This is a genomic window from Brachybacterium sp. JB7, assembly GCF_003335205.1.
In the GTDB taxonomy this organism is placed as follows: domain Bacteria; phylum Actinomycetota; class Actinomycetes; order Actinomycetales; family Dermabacteraceae; genus Brachybacterium; species Brachybacterium alimentarium.
Window position 1 is genome coordinate 74,510 of the sequence record NZ_QPGN01000010.1, and the last position, 23,972, is coordinate 98,481.

Consider the following 23,972-nt stretch of genomic DNA (forward strand, 5'->3'; position numbering starts at 1 on the left):
CGTCAGCCCTCCACCGTGATGCCCATGGAACGAGCGGTGCCGGCGACGATCTTCGCCGCGGCCTCCATGTCGTTCGCGTTCAGATCAGGCATCTTGGTCTCCGCGATCTCGCGGACCTGAGCCTGGGTGATCTTGCCGACCTTGTCGGTGTGCGGCGTTGCCGAGCCCTTCTGGAGGCCTGCGGCCTTCTTGATGAGCTCAGCGGCCGGCGGGGTCTTGGTGATGAACGTGAACGAGCGATCCTCGTACACGGTGATCTCCACCGGGACGATGTTGCCGCGCTGATCAGCAGTGCGGTCGTTGTACGCCTTGACGAACTCCATCATGTTCACGCCGGCAGCGCCGAGCGCGGGACCCACGGGCGGCGCAGGTGTGGCCTGGCCGGCCTGGATCTGGAGCTTGATGACGCTCGCGATCTTCTTCTTGGGAGCCATTGCTCTTCCTCATTCTGTCGTGGTTCGGGCGGAGCTCATCATGCGCTCCTCCCACAGCGGGACCCCGCTCGCGCGGAACGCGAGGAGGTCCGGTGCGACGTTACCTGCACGCCGCGTCGGCGTCGACCGTGATCACGAGTGATCCTGGTCGTACTCCTGCGGTCGGAGGACCGCAGTGCCGAGCAGTTCTCGGGGTCAGATCTTCGCGACCTGGTCGAAGCCGAGCTCGACCGGGGTCTCGCGACCGAAGATGGAGACCAGTACCTGCAGCTTCTGCGACTCGGTGTGGATCTCGGAGATCGAGGCCGGCATGGTCTCGAACGGCCCGTCCATGACCGTGACGGATTCGCCGACGTGGAAGTCGGGCATCTTCTGCGCGGCCGGGGCCTTGGCCGGGGTGCCGCCGCTGGAGCGCTTCTTCTCCGGCAGGCCGACGGACGGCTCGAGCATCGAGTAGATCTCGTCGAACGTGAGCGGAGTGGGCTCGGTGGCGTTGCCCACGAAGCCGGTCACGCCGGGCGTATCGCGCACGACTCGCCAGGATTCGGTGGTCAGGTCCATACGGACCAGCACGTAGCCGGGGATGCGCACTCGGCGGACGATCTTCTTCTGGCCGTTCTTGACCTCGGTCGCGTCCTCCATGGGGACCTGGACCTCGAAGATGTAGTCCTCCATGTCCTGGGTCTCGGTGCGCGTGGCGAGCTGCGTCTTCACGCGGTTCTCGTGACCGGAGTAGGAGTGGATGACGTACCACTCGCCGAAGGCCGAGCGCAGGTGGCGCTTGAGCTGGACGAGGGGGTCCTCCTCCTCGTCCTCGGCGGCGGTCTCCTCGGAGGCTTCCTCCGCCTCGCCGGCTTCCGCGCTGTCGCCCGCATCAGCGGCGTCGGCCTCCGCGCCCTCGGCGACTGCCTCGCCCTCGACGGTCGCGTCGCTCTCGGCGGCCGGCTCACCCTCGGAGGGCGTCTCGACGGCGGCCTCATCCTCGGTGGGAGCCTCGCCGGCGACGTCCTGGACGTCGGACGTCGTGGGATCCGAGTCCTCGCCCTGGGGCGCGGCGGCCTCGGACTGGGGGGATGCCGAGAACGACAGGGAGTCGTCGACGTCCTGGTAGGAGTCTTCGGGGGATGAGGTCTGCTCGCTCATCAGCGGGAACCTGCCTTCCTGACAGCGGTGGGACTGATCGGGCACGGTGCGGCGTACGACGGCGCGGGCCGGACTCAGAGTCCCGCGCTGGGATCCGAGAAGGCGATCCGGGACAACCAGCTGAATGCTGCGTCGAGGCCGAAGATCATCAGGATCATCGCCACGACGAATGCGAGGACCGTGATCGTGTAGACGACCAGGTCCCTGCGGGTCGGGACGACAACCTTCCGGAGCTCGGCGATGACCTGACGGACGAACAGACCGATAGCCACGAACGGGTTGCGGGACCTGTGGCCCGCCGCGTCGGCGCCGGTGGGCGTCGACGGCGCGTTCTGACTGGAATTCACGTCTGAGCTGTCCGATCTCGTCGAGGTCATCCGCATCCGACCGGGTGAACCCGGTCGGACCGGCAGGGCAGACAGGGCTCGAACCTGCAACCTGCGGTTTTGGAGACCGCTGCGCTACCAATTGCGCCACTGCCCTTCACGAGGGAGAACCCTCGAACGGTCGTGCCATGAGTCCGTTGCCGGAATTCATGATTCTGACCAGCGATCAGCATACAAGCCGCAAGGACCTGGTGCGAATCCGTCGGCCGCAGATCACGTCACATCGCGTTGCCGCGCTGGTGCTGCGACGTGCCTGAGGACCGGGCACGAGAGTACATGCTCCGAGACATCCGCACACCGGTCGGCCTGGCAGCGGAGCGAGACCTCTGCCACGATAGGCGTGTGACCTCCGACGACTCCGCCCCCGCCACCCGTTCCGCTCAGCCTGCCGCGCACGACCGCATCTCGCGGCGCGTCCGTGAGATCGCTCCCTCGGCGACCCTCGCGGTCGATGCGAAGGCCAAGGCGCTCAAGGCCGCCGGTCGGCCCGTGATCGGCTTCGGAGCCGGCGAGCCCGATTTCCCCACGCCCCAGCACGTCGTCGATGCGGCGATCGAGGCGGCGAAGGATCCCGCCAACCACCACTACTCCCCCGGCGCCGGGCTGCCCGAGCTGCGCACCGCGGTCGCGGAGAGCGTCTCCGCGACCACCGGACTGACCATCGAGTCGGCGCAGACGCTGATCACCAACGGCGGCAAGCAGGCCGTCTACCAGACCTTCGCCACGCTCCTGGACCCGGGCGACGAGGTGATCCTGCCCGCTCCGTACTGGACCACCTACCCCGAGGCGATCCGGCTCACCGGTGCGCGCGAGGTGCCCGTCCTGGCCGGTGCCGACCAGGACTACCTGCCCACGATCGAGCAGCTCGAGGCGGCCCGCACCGAGGCCACGCGGGCAGTGGTGCTGTGCTCCCCCTCGAACCCGACCGGGTCGGTGATGAGCGCCGAGCAGATCCGGGAGTTCGGCCGCTGGGCCCACGAGCACGGGCTGTGGGTGATCACCGACGAGATCTACCAGCACCTCACCTACGACGGGGTCCCGTTCGTCTCGATCCTCGCCGAGGTGCCCGAGCTCGCCGAGACCACCGTGCTCCTCGGCGGCGTCGCCAAGACCTTCGCGATGACCGGCTGGCGGGTGGGCTGGATGGTCGGCCCGCAGGACGTCGTCAAGGCGGCCTCGAACCTGCAGTCGCATCTGACCTCGAACGTCAACAACATCGCGCAGCGGGCAGCGGTCGCAGCGCTGACCGGCCCGATGGAGCCCGTCCAGGAGATGCGCGAGGCCTTCGACCGTCGCCGGCGCACCATCGTGGAGAAGCTCTCCGCGGTGCCAGGCTTCTCGGTGCCCACCCCGACCGGTGCCTTCTACGCCTTCCCGGACGTCTCCGGGGCGCTGGGTCGAGAGATCCGGGGCACCCGTGTCACCACCTCGACCGAGCTCGCCACGGTGATCCTCGAGGAGGCCGAGGTGGCGGCGGTTCCCGGTGAAGCCTTCGGGGCGCCCGGTCACCTGCGCTTCTCCTATGCGCTCCACGACGCGGACCTCGCCGAGGGCATCGACCGCGTGGCGGCACTGCTGTCGGAATGAGCCCGACGTGCGAGTGAGCACACGGCCCCGCCCCCTGCACGGGGCGGAGACGCGATGACCGCAGCGGCTGCCTCCTCAGCGACCGCCTCAGCCGGCCGGGATCTCTCCGCGCTGCCCAAGGCGCATCTGCACCTCCATTTCACCGGGTCGATGCGGCCGACGACGCTGTGGGACCTGGCCGACGAGCGCGGCATCCGCCTGCCGCGCTCGTTGGTCGACGACGTCGCACTGCAGGTCGAGCCGACGCGGCGGGGCTGGTTCCGCTTCCAGCGGCAGTACGACGCCGCGCGCACCGTGGTGGATTCAGAGGCCGCGATGCGGCGGATCCTCCACGAGGCGGTGCTCGATGACGCCGCGGAAGGCTCCGGCCGGCTGGAGATCCAGGTCGATCCCACGAGCTACGCGCCCTTCGTGGGCGGTCTGACGCCGGCCACAGAGATCGTGCTGGACCAGGCCGACCGCTCCGAGCAGGAGACCGGGGTGAGCGTCGGGATCGTCATCGCGGCCTCCCGCACCCGCCATCCGTTGGACGCGCGCACCCTGGCCCGTCTCGCCGCGAAGCACGCGGGCCGGGTGATCGGCTTCGGTCTGTCCAACGACGAGCGTCGTGGTGTGACCAGCGAGTACGGGCCCGCCTTCGCGATCGCTCGACGGGCCGGCCTGCTCTCGGTGCCGCACGGCGGCGAACTGCTGGGGCCCGCCCATGTCGAGGCGGTCATGGACCACCTCGCCCCGAACCGTCTGGGCCACGGAGTGCGCTCGGCCGACGACCCCGCACTGCTGGACCGCATCGTGCAGGCGGGCGTCGGCCTCGAGGTGTGTCCTGCCTCCAACGCCTCGCTCGGCGTGGTCGCGGACCCCACCGACGTGCCGCTGCGTCAGCTGGTCGATGCCGGTGCCCAGATCGCTCTGGGCGCCGACGATCCCCTGCTGTTCGGCACGCGGCTCGTCGCGCAGTACGAGATCGCGCGCCAGATGGGCTTCAGCGACGAGGAGCTCGCGGCCCTCGCCGCCTCCTCGATCCGGATCTCCGCGGCCGACGACGCCACCAGGACACGCCTCCTGGACGGGGTGCGCGACTGGCTCGCGGCCCCTCCCCCAGCCGCCTCCTGAGGCTCAGCGGTCCTGTCCGGCGCCTTCCGAGGGCAGGGCCAGGAAGAACTCCGGGGCGGTGAAGCCGTGCTCGGCGAAAGCCGCCGCGATCGCCTCGGCGACGATCTGCGCCTGGTCGGCCTCGACCAGAGCGATCGTCGAGCCGCCGAAGCCGCCCCCGGTCATCCGGGCGCCGTGGGCGCCGGCCGCACGGGCGGCGTCGACCGCCACGTCGAGCTGCTCGACGGTGACCTCGTAGTCCTCGCGCAGCGAGTCGTGGGAGGCGTTCAGCAGGGCGCCGAGGGCGGAGACGTTCTCCCGCACGGTGCCCGCGGCGAGCAGGGCGTCGAAGTCCTTCACGCGCTGGATCTCGGTGAGCACATGGCGGGCACGGCGGCGCACCACCTCGTCCTGGATCCGGCCGAGCAGCTCGTCGAGCTGCTCGACGTCCGCATCGCGCAGGGTGTCGATGCCCAGCACGGAGGCGGCCGCCTCGCTGTCGGCCCGTCGGGCCGTGTACTCGCCGTCCACGTGCGAGTGCTCGGCGCGGGTATCGGTGATCAGCAGGGCGAGGCCCTGGGAGGCCAGGTCCCACGGGACGGCGCGGGTCGAGAAGTCGCGGCAGTCCAGGAACAGGGCGTGGCCCGCGCGGGAGAGCACCGAGGCGGACTGGTCCAGGCCACCCGTCGAGGCACCGGCGAAGTCGGTCTCCGCGGTGATCGCGGCCCGTACGCGCTCGAGCGGCGAGGTGCCCAGCGACAGCAGCGCCTCGATCGCCTCACCGGCGGCGCACTCGAGCGCGGCGGAGCTGGACAGCCCGGCGCCCAGCGGCACCTGCCCGTCGATCATGATGTCCATGCCCTGGGTGGAGACGCCGGAGATGTGCGGCCGCAGCGCCCACAGCACGCCGGCCACGTAGGCCGGCCAGCCCTCGACGGCGCCCGGTCGCAGGTCGCGAGCGTCGAGCTCGAGCACGAGGTCGTCCTGGGCGGAGCGCAGGCGCACCCGGTCGGTGGGCGTGCGGGCCGCGGCCGCGAAGCAGCGATGCGAGATCGCCATCGGCAGGCACAGGCCGTCCTGGTAGTCGACATGCTCACCGATGATGTTCACACGGCCCGGAGCGGACCAGACGCCGTCGGGCGCATAGCCGAAGGCCTCCTCGAACAGCGCCTCCGCCCGTGCAGCGGCCTCGCCGCGATCAGGGGCGGAGGACAGCTCCACCACTGATGGCTGGGCGGCCGTGGCACCGGGGTATCGGGTATCAGCGGCGCCGGCATCTGCGGCAGTGGTCATGGTTGTTCCTCCAGGACGATCAGGAGCCGGAGCGCGGGACGAAAACCCCGCGGCACTCTCCGACGCGGCCGGGAAGAGTCTAGCCGTCACCCTCGCATCGCTGCTGAGCCGTCCCTCAGGGGCGGACGGCGAGGCAGGCCACCGAGGGGGCGGGGATGGGCTCGCCGGCCACGGAGAGCTCCTCGCCCTGCAGCTGGAGCACGTCGATGCGGTCGGCCTCCTGGGCGGCGACGAGCACCAGGTCCCCCAGACGGGTGAAGTGCCGCGGATGGGCGCCCACCTCGATCTCGGCGACGATCTCCGGGCGCATCATCGTCAGCGACAGCACCGAGAGCGTGTCCGGCCCGCGGTTGGCGACCAGCAGCAGCGCGTCCTCGCCGGCGAGCTCGATGTGGGAGGGGAAGTTCTCTCCCGGGCGGGTGCTGGCCGGGATCATCGAGCGCACGCTCCACCGGTGCACGGTGCCGCCGAGAGCCGCCGGGGCGGAGCGCGTGGACTCCAGCGGCTGGCGGGCCGCGGTGGCGACCATGCCGGACAGCTCGCAGGAGATGTGCAGCAGCTCGGATTCGTGATCAGGGGCGATGTGCCGCGGGCCGCTGCCCCGGCTGAGGGGGATCTCGCCGCACAGCCCCATCTGGCCCTCGAGATCCTGCCGGTAGAGGAAGACCCGGTCCAGGCCGAGGTCGGGCACCGCGAGCGTCTCGGTCCCCGGCAGGGTCCTCACCTGGTGGGGGTGCGGATCCTGGCCGTCGGCGCGGTCGTGGTGATCGTCCACGTCGATGACCTCGGTGGGCAGACCGTCGGCGTCCAGGCGCACCGTCTCGACGGTCCCGGAGCCGTAGTCCGCGACCACCAGGGTCGAGGGGCTGCGGCCGATGGCCAGGTGGCAGCCGCCGGAGCCCTCGAGCGGGAGATCGGCGGCCACCTCGGCGCTGCGTCCGTCGGCCGCGACCCGCATGGCGACCACGCGGGTGGGGGACGTCTCGAGCACGGCGTAGAGCAGGGTGCCCTCGGCGCTCCACAGCACGAACGAGGGGTCCGGGAGGTCGACGGTCGCCAGGTGCTCGACGTCCTGCAGGTGCTGCGCGGCTCCCGCCTCGGAGTCGGCATCAGCGGTGGTGATCCGCAGCAGCTCGATACCGCTGCCACGGCCGGTGCCGCTGCGCGAGTAGCCGCCGGTGGCGATCAGGGCGGTGGGGCTCATGGGGTCTCCTCGGGGTCCGCGGCCGTCCCCGTCGCATGGGCGGGAGGATCGAAGTCCTCCAGCTCGTCGAACATCGCGGGTGACAGCGCCGTCATCTCGCCCGTCATCGTAGACGGCTCGACCAGCTGGGGGCCGTTGCGACGCCGGAGACTGCGCGAGCCGAGGCTGAGACGACGCCGGCGCATGGTGGTGAACGGCGAGGAGATGCTCGGGGTGTAGGCGATCTCGCTGCGACGGAAGTACGGCAGCACGCGCGAGGCCAGCAGCTGCCCGAGAACCGCACCGGCCGCGATCCCGATCGCGATCTCGGCCGCGCCGAACAGCTGGGCACCGCCTGCGCTGACGTCCTCCCCGAGGAGCAGCAGACCGCGGTAGATGAGGCTGCCGGGCACCAGCGGGATGATCCCGCCCATGACGAACAGCAGGGTGGGCCGGCGCAGGCGGTCCCCGAGCACCACGGCGAGCAGTCCCGTGACGAGCCCGGCGAGCGTCACCGCGTACACCCGCTCCAGGAGGAGGCCGGTGACGACGTGGGAGATCAGGGCGGAGATCGTGGCCACCAGTGCCATCCAGGGCAGCACCCGCCAGGGCACCTGGGTGCCCACACCGAAGCCGATGCCCATCCCGATGCCGGAGACGACCACCCACGCGATCGTGATCAGGGAGATCGGGATCGACTCGTTCACGGAGATGTCCACGCCCAGCCCGTCGGCCAGGAGCATGCCCCCGCGCACCCCGACCACGAGGCCGATGGTGAGCATGAGGGTCTCCAGGATGCGCCCGGCGGCCGTGACGTACCAGCCGGTCACGGCATCCTGCACGGCCGCGATCGAGGAGAGTCCGCACAGCTGCACGATGATGCAGGAGACGACCACGATCGAGGAGTTCACGTTCGGGTTGATGAGGCTCACCAGCATCGCCGCGGCCACGGCGAGGAAGCCGCCGATGGCCTGCCCGTAGAAGGGCGGGATCTGTTTGCGGCCCAGCAGCTCCCCGGAGGCGATGAGGAACCCGGCGGCGACGGTCGCCGCCAGCACCACGAGCGTGCCGGCGCCGAAGCTGAGCGCCGCGGCGCCGCCCATCACGGCGAAGCCGAGGACCACCAGCGGCAGCTTGTAGGCCGGGGGCGTGCGCGGGATGGACTCGGCCATCCGCCGGGCCTCCTCCAGCGGGAGATCACCGGCGATGTAGCCGTGGGTGATGTCCTCGAAGGCGGACAGGCGCGCGAAGTCCTGCACCCGGGCCGCTGCGGAGCGCACCCTGGTGAAGGGGGTCGAGGTCTCGTCCGCGAGATAGGAGATGACCACCTCGTCGAAGGTGACCTGCACCGAGACGTTGCGCAGGCCCGACGAGCTGGTGATCCGGAGGACGGTCGCCGTCACCTCGGACGCCGCGGCCCCGTTGGTGAGCAGGCCTTCTCCGATCCTCATGGCGAGGTCGAACACGGCATGGAGCCGGACAGAATCGGTGGGCACGCACCGATCGTCCCACAAGGAGGTTCACCGCATACAGGCTCCGCCCGCGGTGTTCTGCTCACATTCCCGGGACGCCCCGGCGTCTCAGAGGTTCGGGGAGACCGACAGCACCGCGAGGCCGATCGCGAGCAGCGCCAGGACGCTCGCGTCCAGGCCTCGGGAGCGCACGGCGAGCGCCCCGACCACGCGGACGGGCAGCACGATTCGTGCCAGGGCGAGCACGCCCAGCAGCACGGCGAGCGCCGTTCCGGCCACGGGCGCTCCCACCACCGCTCCGACCACGACGATCACGATCACGGCGGGGACCGTCAGGACCAGCACGGCCTGCCGCCTGCAGGCGGCGCCGAGGGTGAAGGGGGATCGGTCATCACGCACGGCCCCATGCTACGGGCCGCCCGGGGCTACGCTGGCCGTGGTCGGCAACGACGTCGGCCGCAGACGACCTGGAGGACTCCCCCGATATGACCAGCCCCGGTTCGACGACCGCCTCCGCGCACCGCATCGAGCACGATCTGCTCGGCGACCGCGAGGTCCCCGCCGATGCCTATTACGGCGTCCAGACCCTGCGCGCGCAGGAGAACTTCCACATCACCGATGTGCCCCTGCACCACTTCCCCCGGTTGATCGAGGCGCTCGCGCAGGTGAAGCGGGCCACGGCGCGTGCGAATCACCGCCTCGGAGCACTGGACGACGAGCACGCGGCCGCGATCGAGCAGGCGTGCGCCGAGATCGTGGACGGGTCCCTGCACGAGGACTTCGTGGTGGACATGATCCAGGGCGGCGCCGGGACCAGCACGAACATGAATGCCAACGAGGTGATCGCCAACCGCGGGCTGGAGATCCTGGGGCATGCCAAGGGCGACTACGACTTCCTGCACCCCAACAACCATGTGAACCTCTCGCAGTCCACGAACGACGTGTATCCCACCTCCGTGCGGCTCGCGATCCTGCTCACCTTCCCGGCGCTGACCGAGGCGATGGACCATCTCATCACCACGCTGCGCGCCAAGGGCGAGGAGTTCGCGGACGTGCTGAAGATGGGCCGCACGCAGATGCAGGACGCGGTGCCGATGACGGTGGCCCAGGAGTTCAACGCCTGGGCCACCACGATCGAGGAGGACGTCGAGCGCCTCACCCGCTCCGCGACGCTGTTCCAGGAGATCAATCTCGGCGCCACCGCGATCGGCACCGGGATCACCACCGATCCGCGGTACTCCCAGATGGCGGCGCAGGAGCTCGCCGAGCTCACCGGCGTGCCCTTCGTGGTGGCCGACGACCTGGTCGAGGCCACGAGCGACACCGGGGCGTTCGTCACCTACTCCGGGGTGCTCAAGCGCATCGCGGTGAAGATCTCCAAGATCTGCAACGACCTGCGGCTGCTCTCCTCCGGGCCGCGGGCGGGCTTCCACGAGATCAACCTGCCCTCCGTGCAGCCGGGCAGCTCGATCATGCCGGGCAAGGTGAACCCGGTGATCCCCGAGGTCGTCAACCAGGTCGCCTTCGAGGTGATCGGCAACGACCTCACCGTGACCTTCGCCGCGGAGGGCGGGCAGCTGCAGCTGAACGCCTTCGAGCCCGTGATCTGCTTCAACATCCTGGAGTCGACCCGGATCATGACTCGGGCGATGAACACCCTGGCCGACCGCTGCGTCTCCGGGATCACCCTGAACACGGACGTGCTCGAGGACTACCTGCGGCATTCGATCGGCGTGGTCACCGCGCTGGTGCCGGTGATCGGCTACTCGGCCGCCACCGATGTCGCCTCCACCGCGCTGGAGACCGGCCGGCCGGTCGCGGAACTGGTGCTCGAGCGGGGTCTGCTCGACGAGCGGCGCCTGGAGAGCCTGCTCTCCCCCGACTCGATGACGAGCCCGCACCGCACGACGAACACCGGCACCATGCCGGTGATACCGGACGCCGGACTGGATTCCGGGGAGATCACGCGGCTGCCGCTGGATCCGACCACCGAGGGCTGACGCCGCCCCTGATCGACGACGCCCCGCCACCGTGGCGAGGAACGGGGCAGGGCGTCGTCGAGGCGGCAGGGCGCTGAGCGTCGCGCGGGGAGCCCGGGATCACTCGTCGGCCTCCTCCATCTTGCCGCGCATGACGAGCTTCGGGTCCGGCACGCCGACCACCTCATGGTCCTTGCCCTCGTACTCGAACTGGGACAGGAAGTACCGCATCGCGTTCAGGCGCGCACGCTTCTTGTCGTTGGAGCGGATAATCGTCCACGGCGCGTACTTCTTGTCCGTGCGGCGGAACATCTCCTCCTTGGCCTCGGTGTACGCCTCCCAGCGGTCCAGCGACTCGAGGTCCATCGGCGAGAGCTTCCAGCGGCGCACCGGGTCCAGCTGACGGATCGCGAAACGGGTACGCTGCTCCTTCTGGGACACGGAGAACCAGAACTTGGTGACGAAGATGCCGGAGTCCACGAGCATGCGCTCGAAGTACGGCACCTGATTCATGAAGGTCTCGTACTCCTCCGGCGAGGCGAAGCCCATGACCCGCTCCACGCCGGCACGGTTGTACCAGGAGCGATCGAACAGCACCATCTCGCCCTCGGTGGGCAGATGCTGGATGTAGCGCTGGAAATACCACTGGCCGCGTTCGCGGTCGCTGGGCTTGTTCAGCGCCACCACCCGGGCGGTGCGGGGGTTCAGGTGCTCCGTGAAGCGCTTGATCGTGCCGCCCTTGCCGGCGGCGTCGCGCCCCTCGAAGATGATGATCGACTTCTGATCGTTGTCCTCGAGCCAGTACTGGTACTTCAGCAGCTCGACCTGGAGCTTGTACTTCTCACGCTCGTACTCGTCGCGATCCATGCGCGTCTCGTAGGGGTACCCCTCCTGCCAGGTGTAGACGGGGTTGCCCTGCGGATCGATGAGATCCGGGTCCGGCGTGTGCCCGTCCTTGACCGAATACCCCTCTTCGCGCAGATGCTCGATGTATTCGCGCAGGCTCTGGTTATCGGGGATCTTCACGTCCACTCCTTCGGGATCACGCAGATGTATGGCCCCAACTCTAGGGGGCGCGGGTGTCGCGACGGTGAACGGATCATCGTACGACGGGCTCGGATCCGTGCAGCGGACGCCGGGAGGGCGGTCGCCCCGAGCCCGGAAGCGGGATCTCGGGGCGACCGGTCGGTTGGACGGGCCCGGCGTGCGGTGTCGGGCCCGGGATGCGCTCAGTGCGCGAAGTGGCGGGTGCCGGTGAGGTAGAGCGTCGCGCCGGCGGCGCGGCAGGCCTCGATGACCTCTTCGTCGCGGATGGATCCGCCCGGCTGCACGATCGCGCGCACGCCGGCGTCCAGCAGGATCTGGGCGCCGTCCGCGAACGGGAAGAAGGCATCCGATGCGGCGACCGCACCCCGGGCGCGCTCCGGTGCGGCCTCTCCCTCGGCGTGCTCGCCCAGGGAGTTCGCGCGGGAGACCGCGAGGCGGCAGGAGTCCAGGCGGTTGACCTGCCCCATGCCGAGCCCCACGGCGGCACCGCCCGAGGCCAGCAGGATCGCGTTGGACTTCACCGCGCGCACCGAGCGCCAGGCGAAGGCGAGATCGGCCAGGGTGGCCTCGTCGGCCGCCTCTCCGGCGGCGAGCGTCCATGCCGACGGGTCATCGCCGTCGGCGTCGATCACGTCGGCGTCCTGGATCAGCAGGCCGCCCCAGATCTCGCGCATCTCGATCTCGCGGGAGTACTCGCCCTGCAGCCGCAGGATCCGCAGGTTCTTCTTGGTGCGCAGCAGCTCGAGCGCCGCGTCCTCATAGGCGGGGGCCAGGATGACCTCGGTGAAGATCGGCTTGACCTGCTGGGCCATGGCGAGAGTCACCGTCCGGTTGGTGGCGATGACGCCGCCGTAGGCGGACAGCGGATCGGTGCCGTGGGCGCGCAGATGGGCGACGGCGATGTCCTCGCTCTCCTCGGCCACGGCGAGGCCGCACGGGTTGTTGTGCTTGACCACGGCGACGCAGGGCCGCTCGTGGTCGTAGGCGGCGCGCACGGCGGCGTCGGCGTCGACGTAGTTGTTGTAGCTCATGGCCTTGCCGCCGAGCTGCTCCGCACCGGCGATCCCGGGGACGTCGGGATCGGTGACGGCCAGGCGCGCGCGCTGGTGGGGGTTCTCGCCGTAGCGCAGGGTGGCGGTGAAGCCGAGCTCCGCGGCGTCCTCCTCGCTGAGGTCGAGGATGTTGAGGGACTCCGCCTCCTGCTCGTCCTCCTGCTCCTCGGCCTCGGCGTCGTCGTCCGCGAGCTGGAAGAGCATCCAGTCGCTGATCGCCTCGTCGTACTCGGCGGTGCGGGTGAAGGCGATGGTGGCGAGCTCCTGGCGCTCGGACAGCGAGAACCCGCCGACGGCGACCGCTTCGGCGGCGGTCGAGTAGTTCTCGGGATCCACGACCACGGCGAGGGAGGCGAAGTTCTTCGCCGCGCCGCGCACCATGGACGGGCCGCCGATGTCGATCTTCTCGATGATCTCGTCGAAGCTGCCGCCCGCGGCGACGGTCTCGCTGAACGGGTAGAGGTTCACCACGACGAGGTCGAACGGCTCGATACCGTGCTCGGCGAGCTGCGCACGGTGGGAGTCCAGGCGCTGGTCGGCGAGGAGCCCCCCGTGCACGCGCGGGTGCAGGGTCTTCACCCGGCCATCGAGCATCTCGGGGAAACCGGTCACGGTCTCGACGTCGGTCACGTCGATCCCGGCCTCCCGGATGGTCGCACCGGTGGAACCGGTGGAGACGATCTCGACATCATGCTCGGCCAGGGTGCGGGCGAGGTCGACGATGCCGGTCTTGTCGAAGACGGAGATGAGGGCGCGGCGGATCGGGCGGCGCTGAGTGGTGGTCACGAGGCGTGCTCCTGTTCGGATCGGGTCCTTGCGTCGAGCACCCAGGCGGTCGATGCTCGTATCGGTCACTCCCCGGTGGTCGCCCACCTTCGCCAGTCGTGTGGGGCCATCCTAGCCAGTCGCCCTCGCGCTCCGCACGACTTGTTCAGCGGCCGGTCGACTCCGCGGCGAGGCGACGCACCACGTCCACCAGCAACGGCTGCTCGGCGGTCTTGATGCGCTCGTGGAGGGTGTCCTCCGTGTCGTCCTCGAGGATCTCCACGGCGACCTGCGCCAGGATCCGCCCCGTGTCCACGCCGGCGTCGACCTCGATCACGCTGGCCCCGGTGATCTTCACGCCGTGGGCGAGGGCGTCGCGCACGCCGTGGGCGCCGGGGAACGAGGGCAGCAGCGCGGGATGGGTGTTGACGATGCGGCCCCCGAAGGCGTCCAGCAGCGGCGGGCCCACGAGCTTCATGAAGCCGGCCAGCACCACCAGCTGCGGCTCGGTCCGGGCGACGGCCGCGGCCAGGGCCTCGTCCCAGGCGGCGCGGTCGGCATGGTCGCGCAGACGCACCACCTCGGTGGGGATCCCCGCGGTGCGGGCATGCTCGAGCCCGGTCGCGTCCCGGTCCGCGATCACTCCCACCACGGTGTAGGGGCAGTCGGGCTCGGCGGTCGCCCGCAGTAGGGCGGAGAGGTTCGAACCGGTGCCGGAGATGAGAACGGTGATGGGGGTGCGGGTCACCGGGCCAGGATAGTCCCCGCGGCCACGGCGATGTGGGCGGGCTCGGGCCGGGCGCACGCACAGCCGCCGGAACGGGCACAATAGGACGAATGAGCAGCGAACACGACGGCGAGCGGCAGGAACGCCCCCAGGACCCGGCCACCACGCGACGCCCCCGCACGCTGACCGCGCTGCTGCTGACGATGCTCGCGTCCTGGCTGCTGCTGCTCGCGCCGCTCCCCTATTCGCTGGCCGCCGGTGTGACCGCGCTGGCCGCGATGGTGCTGCTGGTGCTGGCCGCGGTGCAGACCTTCCGTCAAGGTCGTCACCTCATGGCCGTGCTCTCGCTCGTCGTGGGCGTCCCGGCCACGCTGATGATCGTCACCGGGTCGCTGCTCTCGCTGCTGTTCTATGGTCCGATGCTCGACATCCAGGAGTGCCACGCCTCCGCGCTCACCGAGCACGCGCGGTCCTCCTGCACGGCCGACGCGCAGGATTCGATGGCCACGTGGGTCAGCGAGCTGCTGGGCGGCTGAGCGGCTGAGCGGCTGATCACCCTCGGCACCGCGCACCGGTCAGGCGTGCCGATCAGGGCCGCTGGTCGGTCAATCGGGCGTGCTGATCTGGCACGCTGGTCAGGGCTGCTGATCAGTTCTCCTGGTCTCTCGACCCGTCCTGCTCGTCCTCGGCGCTGGCGTCGGTGTCGGGACCGGCGCCGCCCTCGTCGTCGGCGTCACCCTCCTCATCGGAGTCGGCGCCGCTCTCGGCGCCGTCTGGCCTTCCCAGACGCTCGGTGCGCTCGGCGCTCTCGACCCTGTCCCGCAGTGCGGCGATCTGCGCCTGCACCCACGGCACCAGCGGCGAGACGCGCACGAGGAGCACGCCACCGGTGCTGACCACGACCACGCCGAGCAGCGGCAGGATGAGCGTGGCCATCTGTGGCCCGAGATGCACCAGCCGGCCTTCGCCGATGCCGCCGGTGGACAGCCCCGCGAGCAGCAGCACGCCGACCATCACGGTCAGCGGATAGGCGACCCACGCGGAGATCCGGTCGCGCCGCCCGAGGTCGCCGGTGTCCCGCACCAGGCGGAGCGCACCGAGCACGACGGGCACCGCGGGCAGCACGATCAGCAGCCACACCCACCATCCGAAATCTCCCGGGCCCGGCAGTGCCCCGAGCAGGGGCAGGGCCGGCAGCACGCCGGTCTCGGAGCCGTTCAGCGAGAGCGAGGTGGCGGTTCCCACGCCGATCGTGCCGCCGAGGGCGACCACGAGCGCCCACACCGCAAGCAGCGGCAGCAGCGCCAGCTGGACGAGCGTGAGCACGATGCCGCCCACCGCTCCGGGGTCGAGGGTCTGGAACAGGGAGGACTGCGCGGGGAGGGAGACCAGCATCATCACCAGCACCAGCAGCATCCCGGCACTGAGCATCCCGATCAGGGCGATGAGCGCGGCGCGGGCGACGTCGCCGTACGGGGCGGGGAGCAGGCCGAGCACCCGCACGCCGGGCACGGTGGACGTCGGCTCGCGGCGCAGCGACCACAGCAGGCCCAGCAGGCCGCCCACCACGGCGACCATCGCGCCGGAGACGATCGCGGAGGTCACGACGGGACTGCTCTCGCTGCTGCGCCCGATCGCGGCGATCACCGTGAAGCCGATCGCGTACACCCCGACGTAGGCGCCGAGTGCACCGCCGGCGTCACGGAGGGCGCGCACGCGCAGCACGCCGTCGTCGCGCACCAGCTCCAGCGCGCCTCCCACGCGGCGCATGCCGAGGGTGGAGACGAGGATCAACAGCGCGAGCAGACCGAAGGGAGTGAGCGTCACCGCGCCGTCGACCACACCGGTGCTGAGCACGATCCCGCCGCCGTGGCCGAGCACCAGGACGTTCAGCGCGATGATGATCGCGTCGAGCGCGGTCGCGGTGGATCGGGTGCCGGCGACCTGCGCGGCGAGCGCGGGGACGACGACGAGGGCGATGGCGGTGCCCAGGGACACGGCGGCGGCGATCGTCCCACGGACCAGGGGCGTCGCAATGCTGTCGCCGGTGCTGTTCACGAACTGCTCCTTGAGCGGGTCACGACGGGGGAAGCGGCCCCGGATACGGGCCGAGCGACCTCGCGGGCGCGGTCGCCGGTCCATGGTCGCACCTCCGTGCCCCGCACCCGCGCACCTCGGGACGGGACGCGAGTCACGGCGCAGAGCCGGGCAGGTGACGCATAATGACTCCGATGCCCGCCTCCCTGTCTTCCCCTGAGCCCTCCGCTGCCGAGGTGACGCTGGTGGTGCGCACCGTGCGCATCGAGGAACCCGTCGACCTGCTCGGCCATATCCCTGCCGACGTGAGCGGAGCATGGTTGCGCCATGGCCAGGGCGTGGTCGCCCGCGGCACCGCCTGGAGCGTGCAGACGGCCGGCGCGCACCGCTTCGCCGCAGCGGGTGCCGCTTTCCAGGGCATCGCGGCCCGCGCCCGGGTCGATGACGAGGTGCGCACGCGCATGTCCGGGCTGATCGCCCTGGGCAGCTTCTCCTACGCCGACGGATCCGAGCGGCCCTCGCGCCTGGTGGTCCCCCGCGCCCTGCTGGGGGTGCACGACGGCGAGGCCTTCCTGACGGTGGTCGGGGTCGACGAGGAGCCGGTGATGCCGAGGTCCTGGCGTGATCTGTTCGGCTCGACGCCTGCCGCGTCGGATCTTCCGGCGGAGCTGGAGGTCGAGGCGGATCACACGCCGGACGAATACCAGTCGCTCGTGCAGCAGGCCGTGGCGGAGATCCGCGAGGGCCGTGCCGAGAAGGTGGTCCTGTCCGAGCGCACCACGGTGACCGCCCCGCAGCGCCTCGAGCCGGCGCTGCTGCTCGCGGGCCTGGCCCATGACTATCCGAGCACCTGGGTGTACCACCTCGATGACGTGATCGGCGCGAGCCCGGAGATGCTCGCCCAGACCCAGGAGGGTCGGATCTTCTCCCGGGTCCTGGCCGGGACCCGCCCGGTCGCCGACGACAGCGAGCTCGATGAGGTGGACCGCCGTGCCTTCCGCACCGATGCCAAGGAGCTCTCCGAGCACGCCTTCGCGGTCGACTCGGTGGTGGACCGTCTCGAGGGGCTCGCCGAGGACCTGGACGTCTCCCCCGCCCCGTTCGTGCTGCGCCTGCCGGGGCTGGAGCATCTGGCCTCCGATGTCTCCGCCCGCCTGCGCGAGGGCGTCACCAGTCTCGACGTCGCCGCGCGGCTGCACCCGTCGGCCGCTGTCTCCGGCACGCCGCGGGATCGGGCCGACGAGATCATCGCGCGCCTGGAGCCCCGCGACCGCGGCGGCTATGCCTCTCCGGTGGGCTGGCTGGACGCGGCGGGCGACGGCCAGTGGGCGATCGCCCTGCGGATGGCTCATCTGCACGGCGACAGCACGGTGACGCTGCAGGCGGGCGGCGGTCTGGTCGCGGCGTCGGATCCCGTCTCCGAGCATGCCGAGACGCTCGCCAAATGCCGGCCGATGCTGCGGGCGCTGCGTCGCTCCACCCCGCGCACCGGCGAGGTCGACACCTCGCGCATCTCGCGCACTCTCGGCGCCTGACGCGCGATCCGCGTCGGCGCTCGGCTCAGGAGGGCTGGCCCGCCAGGGTGACGTCGAGGGTCTGCTCGTCCTGGTCCCGCACCACCGTGAGCGTGTGCGAGGAATCGACGGGAAGCCCTCGCACCACGCCGGTCAGGGCGGCGGCGCCGCCCACCGGGGTGTCGTCGACCTTCGTGATCAGGTCACCCTCGCGCAGCCCGGCCTCGGCAGCGGGGCTGCCGCCCTCCACACCGCGCACCTGCGCTCCGCGATAGGAGACGTCGCCGACGGTCTCGGTGCCGTCGCTGCTGGTGACGCCGAGGAAGGAATGATCCGCGGAGCCGCTGTCCTTGAGCTGCTCGGCGATCATGGTGGCGGTGTTCGACGGGATCGCGAACCCGAGCCCGATGCTGCCGGCCTGTCCCGTGCTGCTGGCGATCCCCGCGATCGAGGAGTTGATACCGATCACCTGCCCGGCGGCGTCGATGAGCGGCCCGCCGGAGTTGCCGGGGTTGATCGCGGCGTCGGTCTGCAGCGCCGAGGTGTAGGTGGCGTCCGAGCCGCTGGGATCCTCGCCGCCGGCGGTCACCGGGCGATCCACGGCGGAGATGATCCCCGTGGTCACCGTGTTCTCGAGGCCCAGCGGTGTCCCCAGCGCCATCACCGGCTGGCCGACCTCGACGGTCGCGGAGTCCGCGAAGGTCGCCGGCTGGAGATCATCGGGCGGCGAGTCCAGGCGGATCACGGCGAGGTCGGTGGTCGTGTCGGTGCCGACGACGGTCGCGGTGTATCCGAGGCCGTCGTTCATGGTGACCTGGATCGAGCGCGCGCCGTCGACCACGTGATTGTTGGTGAGGATCGAACCGTTGTCGTCCAGGACCACGCCCGTGCCCTCCCCGGCGCCGGAATCAGTCGCGACCTGGATGGCGACCGCGCTGGGCGAGACCTGTTCGGCGACCGTCCCCCAGTCCGGGGTGTCGGTCGTGGAGACCGACGCGGGACGAGCGGTGCTCGGCTCCTCGGTGCTCGAGCCGGCCTGCGAGGTCGCAGCGGTCTCCGGGCCCAGCAGCTGGTCGTAGGCGACCACTCCGGAAAGGGTCAGGCCGCTGGAGACCAGCATGCCCAGGGCGACCAGACCGGTCACGCCCGCCCAGCCGGGCCCGCGTCGACGCGCAGGGGCAGCAGCCGCCGCACCGACGGCAGGAGCCCCGTGGGAGCCCCCACCGGCGGCAGGAGCCGCGTGGGTGGCAGCGCCGAAGGCCGACGCCCCATGAGTCGAGGGGCCGAAGGCCGGCATCCCGTGAGCGGAGGGGTCAGCGCCATCGGCGGTCCCGGGGGCCGGTGCGACGCCGTGCGCGGAACCGGGCGCGGGAAAGAGCTGCTCGGTCCGGGCGTCGGGGCCCGGATAGGGCGCGGGCTGCCGGCTGCCCTCGCCGTCTCCGGAGGCGGGCTGCCACGGTGCGCCATAGCCGCTGGTCGGCTGCTGCCCTCCGTCGTCGAACGCCTGCTGGTCACGGGGAGGAGTGCCGGTGCTCGGGTGGTCGGCGGGGGGCATGGCGCCCTCCGGGCGCTCGGTCGGTTCGTACGGATCGTTCATGTCCGCCATGGGAACACCTCCAGCTACAGGGTCGACGAGAGAGTGCTGTGCTCTTCCTGCACCACAACAAACACCCGCAGCCCGGGTCCCGGCTGTGACAGAGCTGTGCCGAGGCTGTCCGTCGTCAGCTCGCGGGCCTCGGCGCCCAGTGCAGCGGCGGCCGCCGCGAGGTCCGTGCCGTGCGGGGTGGTGAAGAAGCGGCGCAGCAGCTCCGGGGGCGCTGCGGAGTGCTCGAGCCCGGAGAAGATCCGGCCGCCGCCGTCGTCGACGATCACCACGTCGAGGTCGGGCCGCGTCTCCTCGGGGCCGATGATCAGGCCGGTGAGGTCGTGCAGCGCAGTGAGGTCCCCGACCAGCAGTCGCACCCGCCCGGGGTCCGCAGCGCCGCGGCGCGGGTCCTGCTGTGCCAGGGCGATGCCGCCGGCGAGCGCGGTGGTGCCATCGATACCGGCCAGACCGCGGTTGGCGATCACCCGGGCGGAGGTGGGGCCGGCATGCTGCTCGAGATCGCGCACCAGGCTGGAGGAGCCCAGGACCAGCGTGTCCCGTGCCCCGGAGGCGTCCCAGACGGCGAGCGCCGCCGTCTGCTGCCAGCTGCGTGGGAGCCCGGAGGAGATCTGCGCCGCGGCACGGCTCCAGGCCGCGAGATGCGCCCGGCGCGCGGCGAGCTCGGCTGTGTCGGTCACGGCGGTCAGGTCGCGCTCGGTCGCGCCGGTCCCGGCTGACGCACCTGCCGCATCGGTCGCGTCAGTCGCATCAGTCGCATCAGTCGCATCAGTCGTGTCTGTCTCGTCTGTCGCGTCTGCCGCAAGGGCCGGGTCCTCGCCGATCGCGGCAGGTACCACGAGGCGGGCGCGACGGGCGGCGTCGGCCCAATCCAGGTGCGGGTCCACGACGATCACGTCGACGTCGTCGGCGCCGAGCAGCGCGCCGATCACGGACCGCGAGAGGGTCGGACGGCCCATCACGATCGCACGGTCCGGGCGCAGCGGATGCCCGCGGTCGGCCATCACCTGGGCGAGCAGGGCGGGATAGCCGGGTACCAGAGAGGTGCCGGCATGCGCTCCCGAGCTGGGCTCTGCCAGCAGCGGCAGCACATGCTGCTCGGCGAGCTCGCGAGCGGCCGGCCCGGCGCCGTCGCCGGCGACCACGACCGTGCGCGAGGAGATCGGCACCGGCTGCGGCTGCGGCGGGACGGGGCGGGCGCGCCGGGTGAGCACGATCGCGTCCCGGCTCTCGCCCGTCGCGTGCTCGTCCTCGTCCGCGGCCGGCGCACCCGCTGCGGCGGATGCACCCGCTGCGTCGGCCGCAGGGGGCTCGACGTGCGGCACGAGCGGATCGCGGAAGGAGAGGTTCAGGTGCACGGGGCCGGGGTGCTCGGAGGTCGCGGCGGCCAGCGCGCGGGCGACGGTGGAGACGGCGGTGCGCAGTTCGACGTCGGTGGCACGGCGGGCGGTGGGCGCGGGCAGATCGGCCTCGAACCGCACCAGCGAGCGGTACATGCCCGCCTGGCGGGTGGTCTGGTTCGCGCCGACCTCACGCAGCTCGGCTGGCCGGTCCGCGGTGACCACCAGCAGCGGGATCCGCGAGTGGTGGGCCTCCATCACGGCGGCGTGGAGATGGGCGGTGGCGGTGCCGGAGGTCGTCACGACCACCGCGGGGTGCGCCGGATCATGCCGCGACAGGCCCAGCGCCGTGAAGGCCGCGGCCCGTTCGTCGATCCGCACGTGCGCGCGGATCCTGGCCTCGAGATCAGGGCGAGCGAGCCCGTAGACGAGCGGGGCGCTGCGGGAGCCGGGGGCCAGCACCGCGTCCCGGACACCGAGCTCGGCCAGGGCGTGCCAGATCGCGCAGGCCTGATCCACCGCGCCGGACCCGGTGGGTGTGGGAGGCGTGATCCCGGACGGGGCGGCGATGTCGGCGGTCTCGTGCATGCTGCCAGGGTAGTTCTCTCCGTGCCCCTCAGAGGGCGTCGGCGCACTCCTGGAGGCGCTGCTGCCACTGGTCAGCGAGGTCGGACGGCGCGACGTGCCGGTCCAGCGGCGCCTCGGCGGGGGCCTGGCGCCCCACCGGCAGCACACCGTCGCGCGGGTGCAGGGGGTCATCGACGAGATCGCCGGTGAGCAGGGAGGCGGTCGCCAGACCGCACGCGTAGGGCAGCTCCGGCAGTGCGGCCGCGAACGCCAGCCCCGCGCTGAGGCCGACGCTGGACTCCAGCGCCGAGGAGACGACCACCGGGAGCCCCGCCTGCTCCGCGAGATCGAGGCAGCGCTGCACGCCGCCGAGCGGCTGCACCTTCATCACCAGCACGTCGGCCGCCTCGGCGCGTGCGACCCGCAGCGGGTCCCCGGCGCGGCGCACGGACTCGTCGGCCGCGATCGGGATGTCCAGGGCGCGGCGCACGGCGGCGAGGTCCTCGATGCTCGCGCACGGCTGCTCGGCGTACTCCAGACCGCCGGCGGCGCGGTCCAGGACGGGCAGCGCGTCGAGGGCCTGCTCGAGGGTCCAGGCGGCGTTGGCGTCGATCCGCAGGCGGGCGGACGGGCCCATCGCATCACGCACCGCCTCGATCCGCTCGGCGTCCTCCGCGAGGGTCGAGCCGGGGTCGGCGACCTTGATCTTCGCGGTGCCCGCGCCGCCGACCGTCGCGATGCGGTGCGCGAGCACGGCCGGGACCACCGGGATCGTGGAGTTGATCGGGATCTCCTGGCGCAGCGGCTCCGGGCGCTGCGCGGTCGCGTCGGCGAGCGCGGCACGCAGCCAGGCCGAGGACTCCTCGGCGTCGTAGTCCCAGAACGGCGAGAACTCCGCCCAGCCGGCCGGGCCGTGCAGCAGCAGGCCCGAGCGCTCGGTGATGCCGCGGAAGCGCGTGGTCATGGGGATCGTCCAGGCGTGCACGCGATCGATGCCGCGCTCGCGCAGTGCGGAGGGGATGAGCATCCCACGAGGCTAGCGGGCGCAGGGCCGTGGCCGGGAACCCGCCGCCCTGACTCTCCGCCGGACGTGGCCTCCCCCACCGAACTCGGGCCCTGCACGCCCAGGACCCGCCTAGGATCGGTCCTGATGAGCACCAGCACCCACGCCCTGCGACGCGTCCGTGAGAGCGATGCCACCGCGATCCTCGCCGCGTTCTCCTCCGCGGCGGACATGGCCCGTCAGGGGAACGTCTCCACGCTCGACCAGGCCCACGAGATGGCTGCCTGGCTCGCCGCGCCGTCCCGCCACGGCATGGCGATCGTCGAGACCTCGACCGACGGGCTGGTCGGCGTGGTGGGCGTGAGCGTCGAGCCCGAGGACCGTCTGGGCTGGTTCTTCTACTGGCTCGCCGCCGACGCGCGCGGCCGGGGAGTGTGCGGTCGCGCCGCGGCGACCGTCGCGAACCGGGCGCTGCGCCCGCAGGCCGAGGGCGGCTGGGACCTGGAGCGGCTCGAGCTCGGCCATCGGGCGAACAATCCCGCCTCCGGCGCGGTGGCCCGGGCGGCCGGGTTCGTGCACGAGGGGACGGAGAGGGCGAAGTTCCTCATCGACGGTGAGCGTCACGACGTGCTCACCCACGGCCGTCTGAGGACCGATCCGGTCCCGACCACGGCGGAGCTCCCGTGGCACGAGGAGCCCGCCCGCGGCTGACGGCGTCGGCGATACCCTGAGGCCATGACCTCCGCGCCTGCCCCTCTGCCCCGTCAGGTCTCCGAGACCTTCGACCCCTCCCGCTGGCGGGACGTCCCCGCGCAGGAGCACGGCGGGCCGGCCTTCACCGACATCACCTATCACCGCGCCGTGGACCGCCCGGCCGGGGAGGCCGCGGCCGCAGGGACGGCAGGAGGCGCGCCCCGGGATCTGCCGTGCGTGCGCATCGCCTTCGACCGTCCCGAGGTGCGCAACGCCTTCCGTCCGCACACCGTGGACGAGCTGTACCGCGCCCTGGACCACGCCCGCCTGGACACCGGCGTGGGCGTCATCCTCCTCACCGGCAACGGCCCCTCCCCCAAGGACGGCGGCCGCTCCTACTGCTCCGGCGGCGACCAGCGCATCCGCGGTCGCGCCGGCTACGAGTACTCCGAGGCCGAGGAGCTGGGTCAGACCGACCAGGTGCGCGCCGGTTCCAGCGGCCGGCTGCACATCCTGGAGGTGCAGCGCCTGATGCGCACCATGGGCAAGGTCGTGATCTCCGTGGTCAACGGCTGGGCGGCCGGCGGCGGCCACTCCCTGCACGTCGTCTCGGACCTCTCCATCGCCTCCCGCGAGCACGCCCGGTTCAAGCAGACCGATGCGAATGTCGGCTCCTTCGACGGCGGCTACGGCTCCGCCTATCTCGCCAAGCAGGTGGGGCAGAAGCGCGCCCGGGAGATCTTCTTCCTCGCCGAGGAGTACTCCGCGCAGGACGCCTACGACTGGGGCGCGGTCAATCGCGTCGTGGACCACGACCAGCTCGAGGCGGTGGCGCTCGAGATGGCCGCGACCATCGCCACGAAGTCCCCGCAGGCGATCCGGATGCTGAAGTTCGCCTTCAATCTGGCCGATGACGGCCTGATGGGCCAGCAGGTGTTCGCCGGCGAGGCGACCCGCCTGGCCTACATGACGGACGAGGCCGTGGAGGGGCGCGACGCCTTCCTGGACAAGCGCGAGCCCGACTGGTCGCAGTTCCCCCACCCGCAGGGCTGACG

Annotated in this window: 21 protein-coding genes and 1 tRNA gene; 7 read left to right on the forward strand and 15 right to left on the reverse strand. The window is 71.5% G+C overall.

The features are described from left to right. Window positions 1-2: 2 nt before the first annotated feature. The 4 genes from rplK to CIK81_RS12580 all read right to left on the reverse strand — a co-directional run bounded on the left by rplK (window position 3) and on the right by CIK81_RS12580 (window position 2,060). Window positions 3-434: a 50S ribosomal protein L11 gene (rplK, locus tag CIK81_RS12565; protein WP_096163305.1), complete on the reverse strand. Its 432-nt coding sequence runs from the start codon at window positions 432-434 to the stop codon at window positions 3-5. Window positions 435-629: 195 nt separating this feature from the next. Further along, window positions 630-1,577 carry a transcription termination/antitermination protein NusG gene (gene nusG, locus CIK81_RS12570; RefSeq protein WP_096163306.1) on the reverse strand — a complete coding sequence of 316 codons (948 nt, stop codon included), beginning with the start codon at window positions 1,575-1,577 and terminating at the stop codon, window positions 630-632. A 74-nt stretch (window positions 1,578-1,651) separates the two neighbouring features. Further along, window positions 1,652-1,924 (reverse strand): preprotein translocase subunit SecE, encoded by a 273-nt coding sequence (gene secE / locus CIK81_RS12575; protein ID WP_096163384.1) that lies wholly within the window; start codon window positions 1,922-1,924, stop codon window positions 1,652-1,654. A gap of 63 nt (window positions 1,925-1,987) precedes the next feature. Further along, window positions 1,988-2,060 (reverse strand) — tRNA-Trp (locus CIK81_RS12580). A 245-nt stretch (window positions 2,061-2,305) separates the two neighbouring features. On the opposite strand from CIK81_RS12580, the gene CIK81_RS12585 reads away from it, so the two are divergent. Both CIK81_RS12585 and CIK81_RS12590 read left to right on the forward strand, forming a co-directional pair. After that, on the forward strand, window positions 2,306-3,550 hold the full coding sequence (locus CIK81_RS12585; protein WP_114355768.1) for a pyridoxal phosphate-dependent aminotransferase: 1,245 nt from the start codon (window positions 2,306-2,308) through the stop codon (window positions 3,548-3,550). A 54-nt stretch (window positions 3,551-3,604) separates the two neighbouring features. Further along, window positions 3,605-4,663, forward strand: a complete 1,059-nt coding sequence (locus CIK81_RS12590) for an adenosine deaminase (protein WP_096163308.1) — start codon at window positions 3,605-3,607, stop codon at window positions 4,661-4,663. A gap of 3 nt (window positions 4,664-4,666) precedes the next feature. Here the strand turns inward: CIK81_RS12590 and galK are convergent, their stop codons facing one another. The 4 genes from galK to CIK81_RS12610 form a co-directional block, all read right to left on the reverse strand. Then, entirely contained in the window at window positions 4,667-5,935 is a 1,269-nt protein-coding gene (galK, locus tag CIK81_RS12595) for a galactokinase (protein ID WP_096163309.1), read from the reverse strand. 115 nt (window positions 5,936-6,050) lie between these two features. Then, a complete protein-coding gene (locus CIK81_RS12600) occupies window positions 6,051-7,139 on the reverse strand; it encodes a beta-propeller fold lactonase family protein (protein WP_096163310.1) in 1,089 nt (362 codons plus the stop codon). Next, window positions 7,136-8,614 (reverse strand): threonine/serine exporter ThrE family protein, encoded by a 1,479-nt coding sequence (locus tag CIK81_RS12605; protein ID WP_096163311.1) that lies wholly within the window; start codon window positions 8,612-8,614, stop codon window positions 7,136-7,138. The genes CIK81_RS12600 and CIK81_RS12605 overlap by 4 nt, the downstream gene beginning before the upstream one ends. An 84-nt stretch (window positions 8,615-8,698) precedes the next feature. After that, on the reverse strand, window positions 8,699-8,989 hold the full coding sequence (locus CIK81_RS12610; RefSeq protein ID WP_096163312.1) for a DUF3017 domain-containing protein: 291 nt from the start codon (window positions 8,987-8,989) through the stop codon (window positions 8,699-8,701). An 86-nt stretch (window positions 8,990-9,075) separates the two neighbouring features. On the opposite strand from CIK81_RS12610, the gene aspA reads away from it, so the two are divergent. Next, a complete protein-coding gene (gene aspA, locus CIK81_RS12615; RefSeq protein WP_096163313.1) occupies window positions 9,076-10,590 on the forward strand; it encodes an aspartate ammonia-lyase in 1,515 nt (504 codons plus the stop codon). Window positions 10,591-10,689: 99 nt separating this feature from the next. On the opposite strand, the gene ppk2 is transcribed toward aspA, so the two are convergent. From ppk2 to purN, 3 genes are all read right to left on the reverse strand, one after another. Next, a complete protein-coding gene (ppk2, locus tag CIK81_RS12620; RefSeq protein WP_096163314.1) occupies window positions 10,690-11,595 on the reverse strand; it encodes a polyphosphate kinase 2 in 906 nt (301 codons plus the stop codon). A 203-nt stretch (window positions 11,596-11,798) separates the two neighbouring features. Then, window positions 11,799-13,454, reverse strand: a complete 1,656-nt coding sequence (purH, locus tag CIK81_RS12625; RefSeq protein WP_096163315.1) for a bifunctional phosphoribosylaminoimidazolecarboxamide formyltransferase/IMP cyclohydrolase — start codon at window positions 13,452-13,454, stop codon at window positions 11,799-11,801. Between the two features lie 145 nt (window positions 13,455-13,599). Beyond that, window positions 13,600-14,181 (reverse strand): phosphoribosylglycinamide formyltransferase, encoded by a 582-nt coding sequence (gene purN / locus CIK81_RS12630; protein ID WP_158542030.1) that lies wholly within the window; start codon window positions 14,179-14,181, stop codon window positions 13,600-13,602. A gap of 89 nt (window positions 14,182-14,270) precedes the next feature. Here purN and CIK81_RS12635 point away from each other — a divergent pair, with 89 nt between their 5' ends. Continuing rightward, entirely contained in the window at window positions 14,271-14,696 is a 426-nt protein-coding gene (locus tag CIK81_RS12635) for a hypothetical protein (RefSeq protein WP_096163317.1), read from the forward strand. Window positions 14,697-14,808: 112 nt separating this feature from the next. Here CIK81_RS12635 and CIK81_RS12640 read toward each other — a convergent pair whose 3' ends face one another. Then, on the reverse strand, window positions 14,809-16,218 hold the full coding sequence (locus tag CIK81_RS12640) for a DUF6350 family protein (RefSeq protein ID WP_096163318.1): 1,410 nt from the start codon (window positions 16,216-16,218) through the stop codon (window positions 14,809-14,811). A 173-nt stretch (window positions 16,219-16,391) separates the two neighbouring features. Here CIK81_RS12640 and CIK81_RS12645 point away from each other — a divergent pair, with 173 nt between their 5' ends. Then, entirely contained in the window at window positions 16,392-17,732 is a 1,341-nt protein-coding gene (locus tag CIK81_RS12645) for an isochorismate synthase MenF (RefSeq protein ID WP_158542031.1), read from the forward strand. A 25-nt stretch (window positions 17,733-17,757) separates the two neighbouring features. Here the strand turns inward: CIK81_RS12645 and CIK81_RS12650 are convergent, their stop codons facing one another. From CIK81_RS12650 to CIK81_RS12660, 3 genes are read right to left on the reverse strand one after another with little or no spacing between them, the layout of a single operon-like run. After that, window positions 17,758-19,317, reverse strand: coding sequence for a S1C family serine protease (locus CIK81_RS12650; RefSeq protein WP_096163320.1), 1,560 nt, complete (start codon window positions 19,315-19,317; stop codon window positions 17,758-17,760). A 14-nt stretch (window positions 19,318-19,331) separates the two neighbouring features. Continuing rightward, window positions 19,332-21,242: a 2-succinyl-5-enolpyruvyl-6-hydroxy-3-cyclohexene-1-carboxylic-acid synthase gene (gene menD / locus CIK81_RS12655; protein ID WP_096163321.1), complete on the reverse strand. Its 1,911-nt coding sequence runs from the start codon at window positions 21,240-21,242 to the stop codon at window positions 19,332-19,334. Between the two features lie 28 nt (window positions 21,243-21,270). Continuing rightward, the gene (locus CIK81_RS12660; RefSeq protein ID WP_096163322.1) at window positions 21,271-22,248 is read right to left on the reverse strand and encodes an o-succinylbenzoate synthase; all 978 of its coding nucleotides are present in this window, start codon (window positions 22,246-22,248) and stop codon (window positions 21,271-21,273) included. Between the two features lie 123 nt (window positions 22,249-22,371). On the opposite strand from CIK81_RS12660, the gene CIK81_RS12665 reads away from it, so the two are divergent. After that, the gene (locus CIK81_RS12665) at window positions 22,372-22,935 is read left to right on the forward strand and encodes a GNAT family N-acetyltransferase (RefSeq protein ID WP_096163323.1); all 564 of its coding nucleotides are present in this window, start codon (window positions 22,372-22,374) and stop codon (window positions 22,933-22,935) included. 24 nt (window positions 22,936-22,959) lie between these two features. Next, entirely contained in the window at window positions 22,960-23,970 is a 1,011-nt protein-coding gene (locus CIK81_RS12670; RefSeq protein WP_096163324.1) for a 1,4-dihydroxy-2-naphthoyl-CoA synthase, read from the forward strand. The last annotated feature ends 2 nt before the right edge of the window (window positions 23,971-23,972 follow it).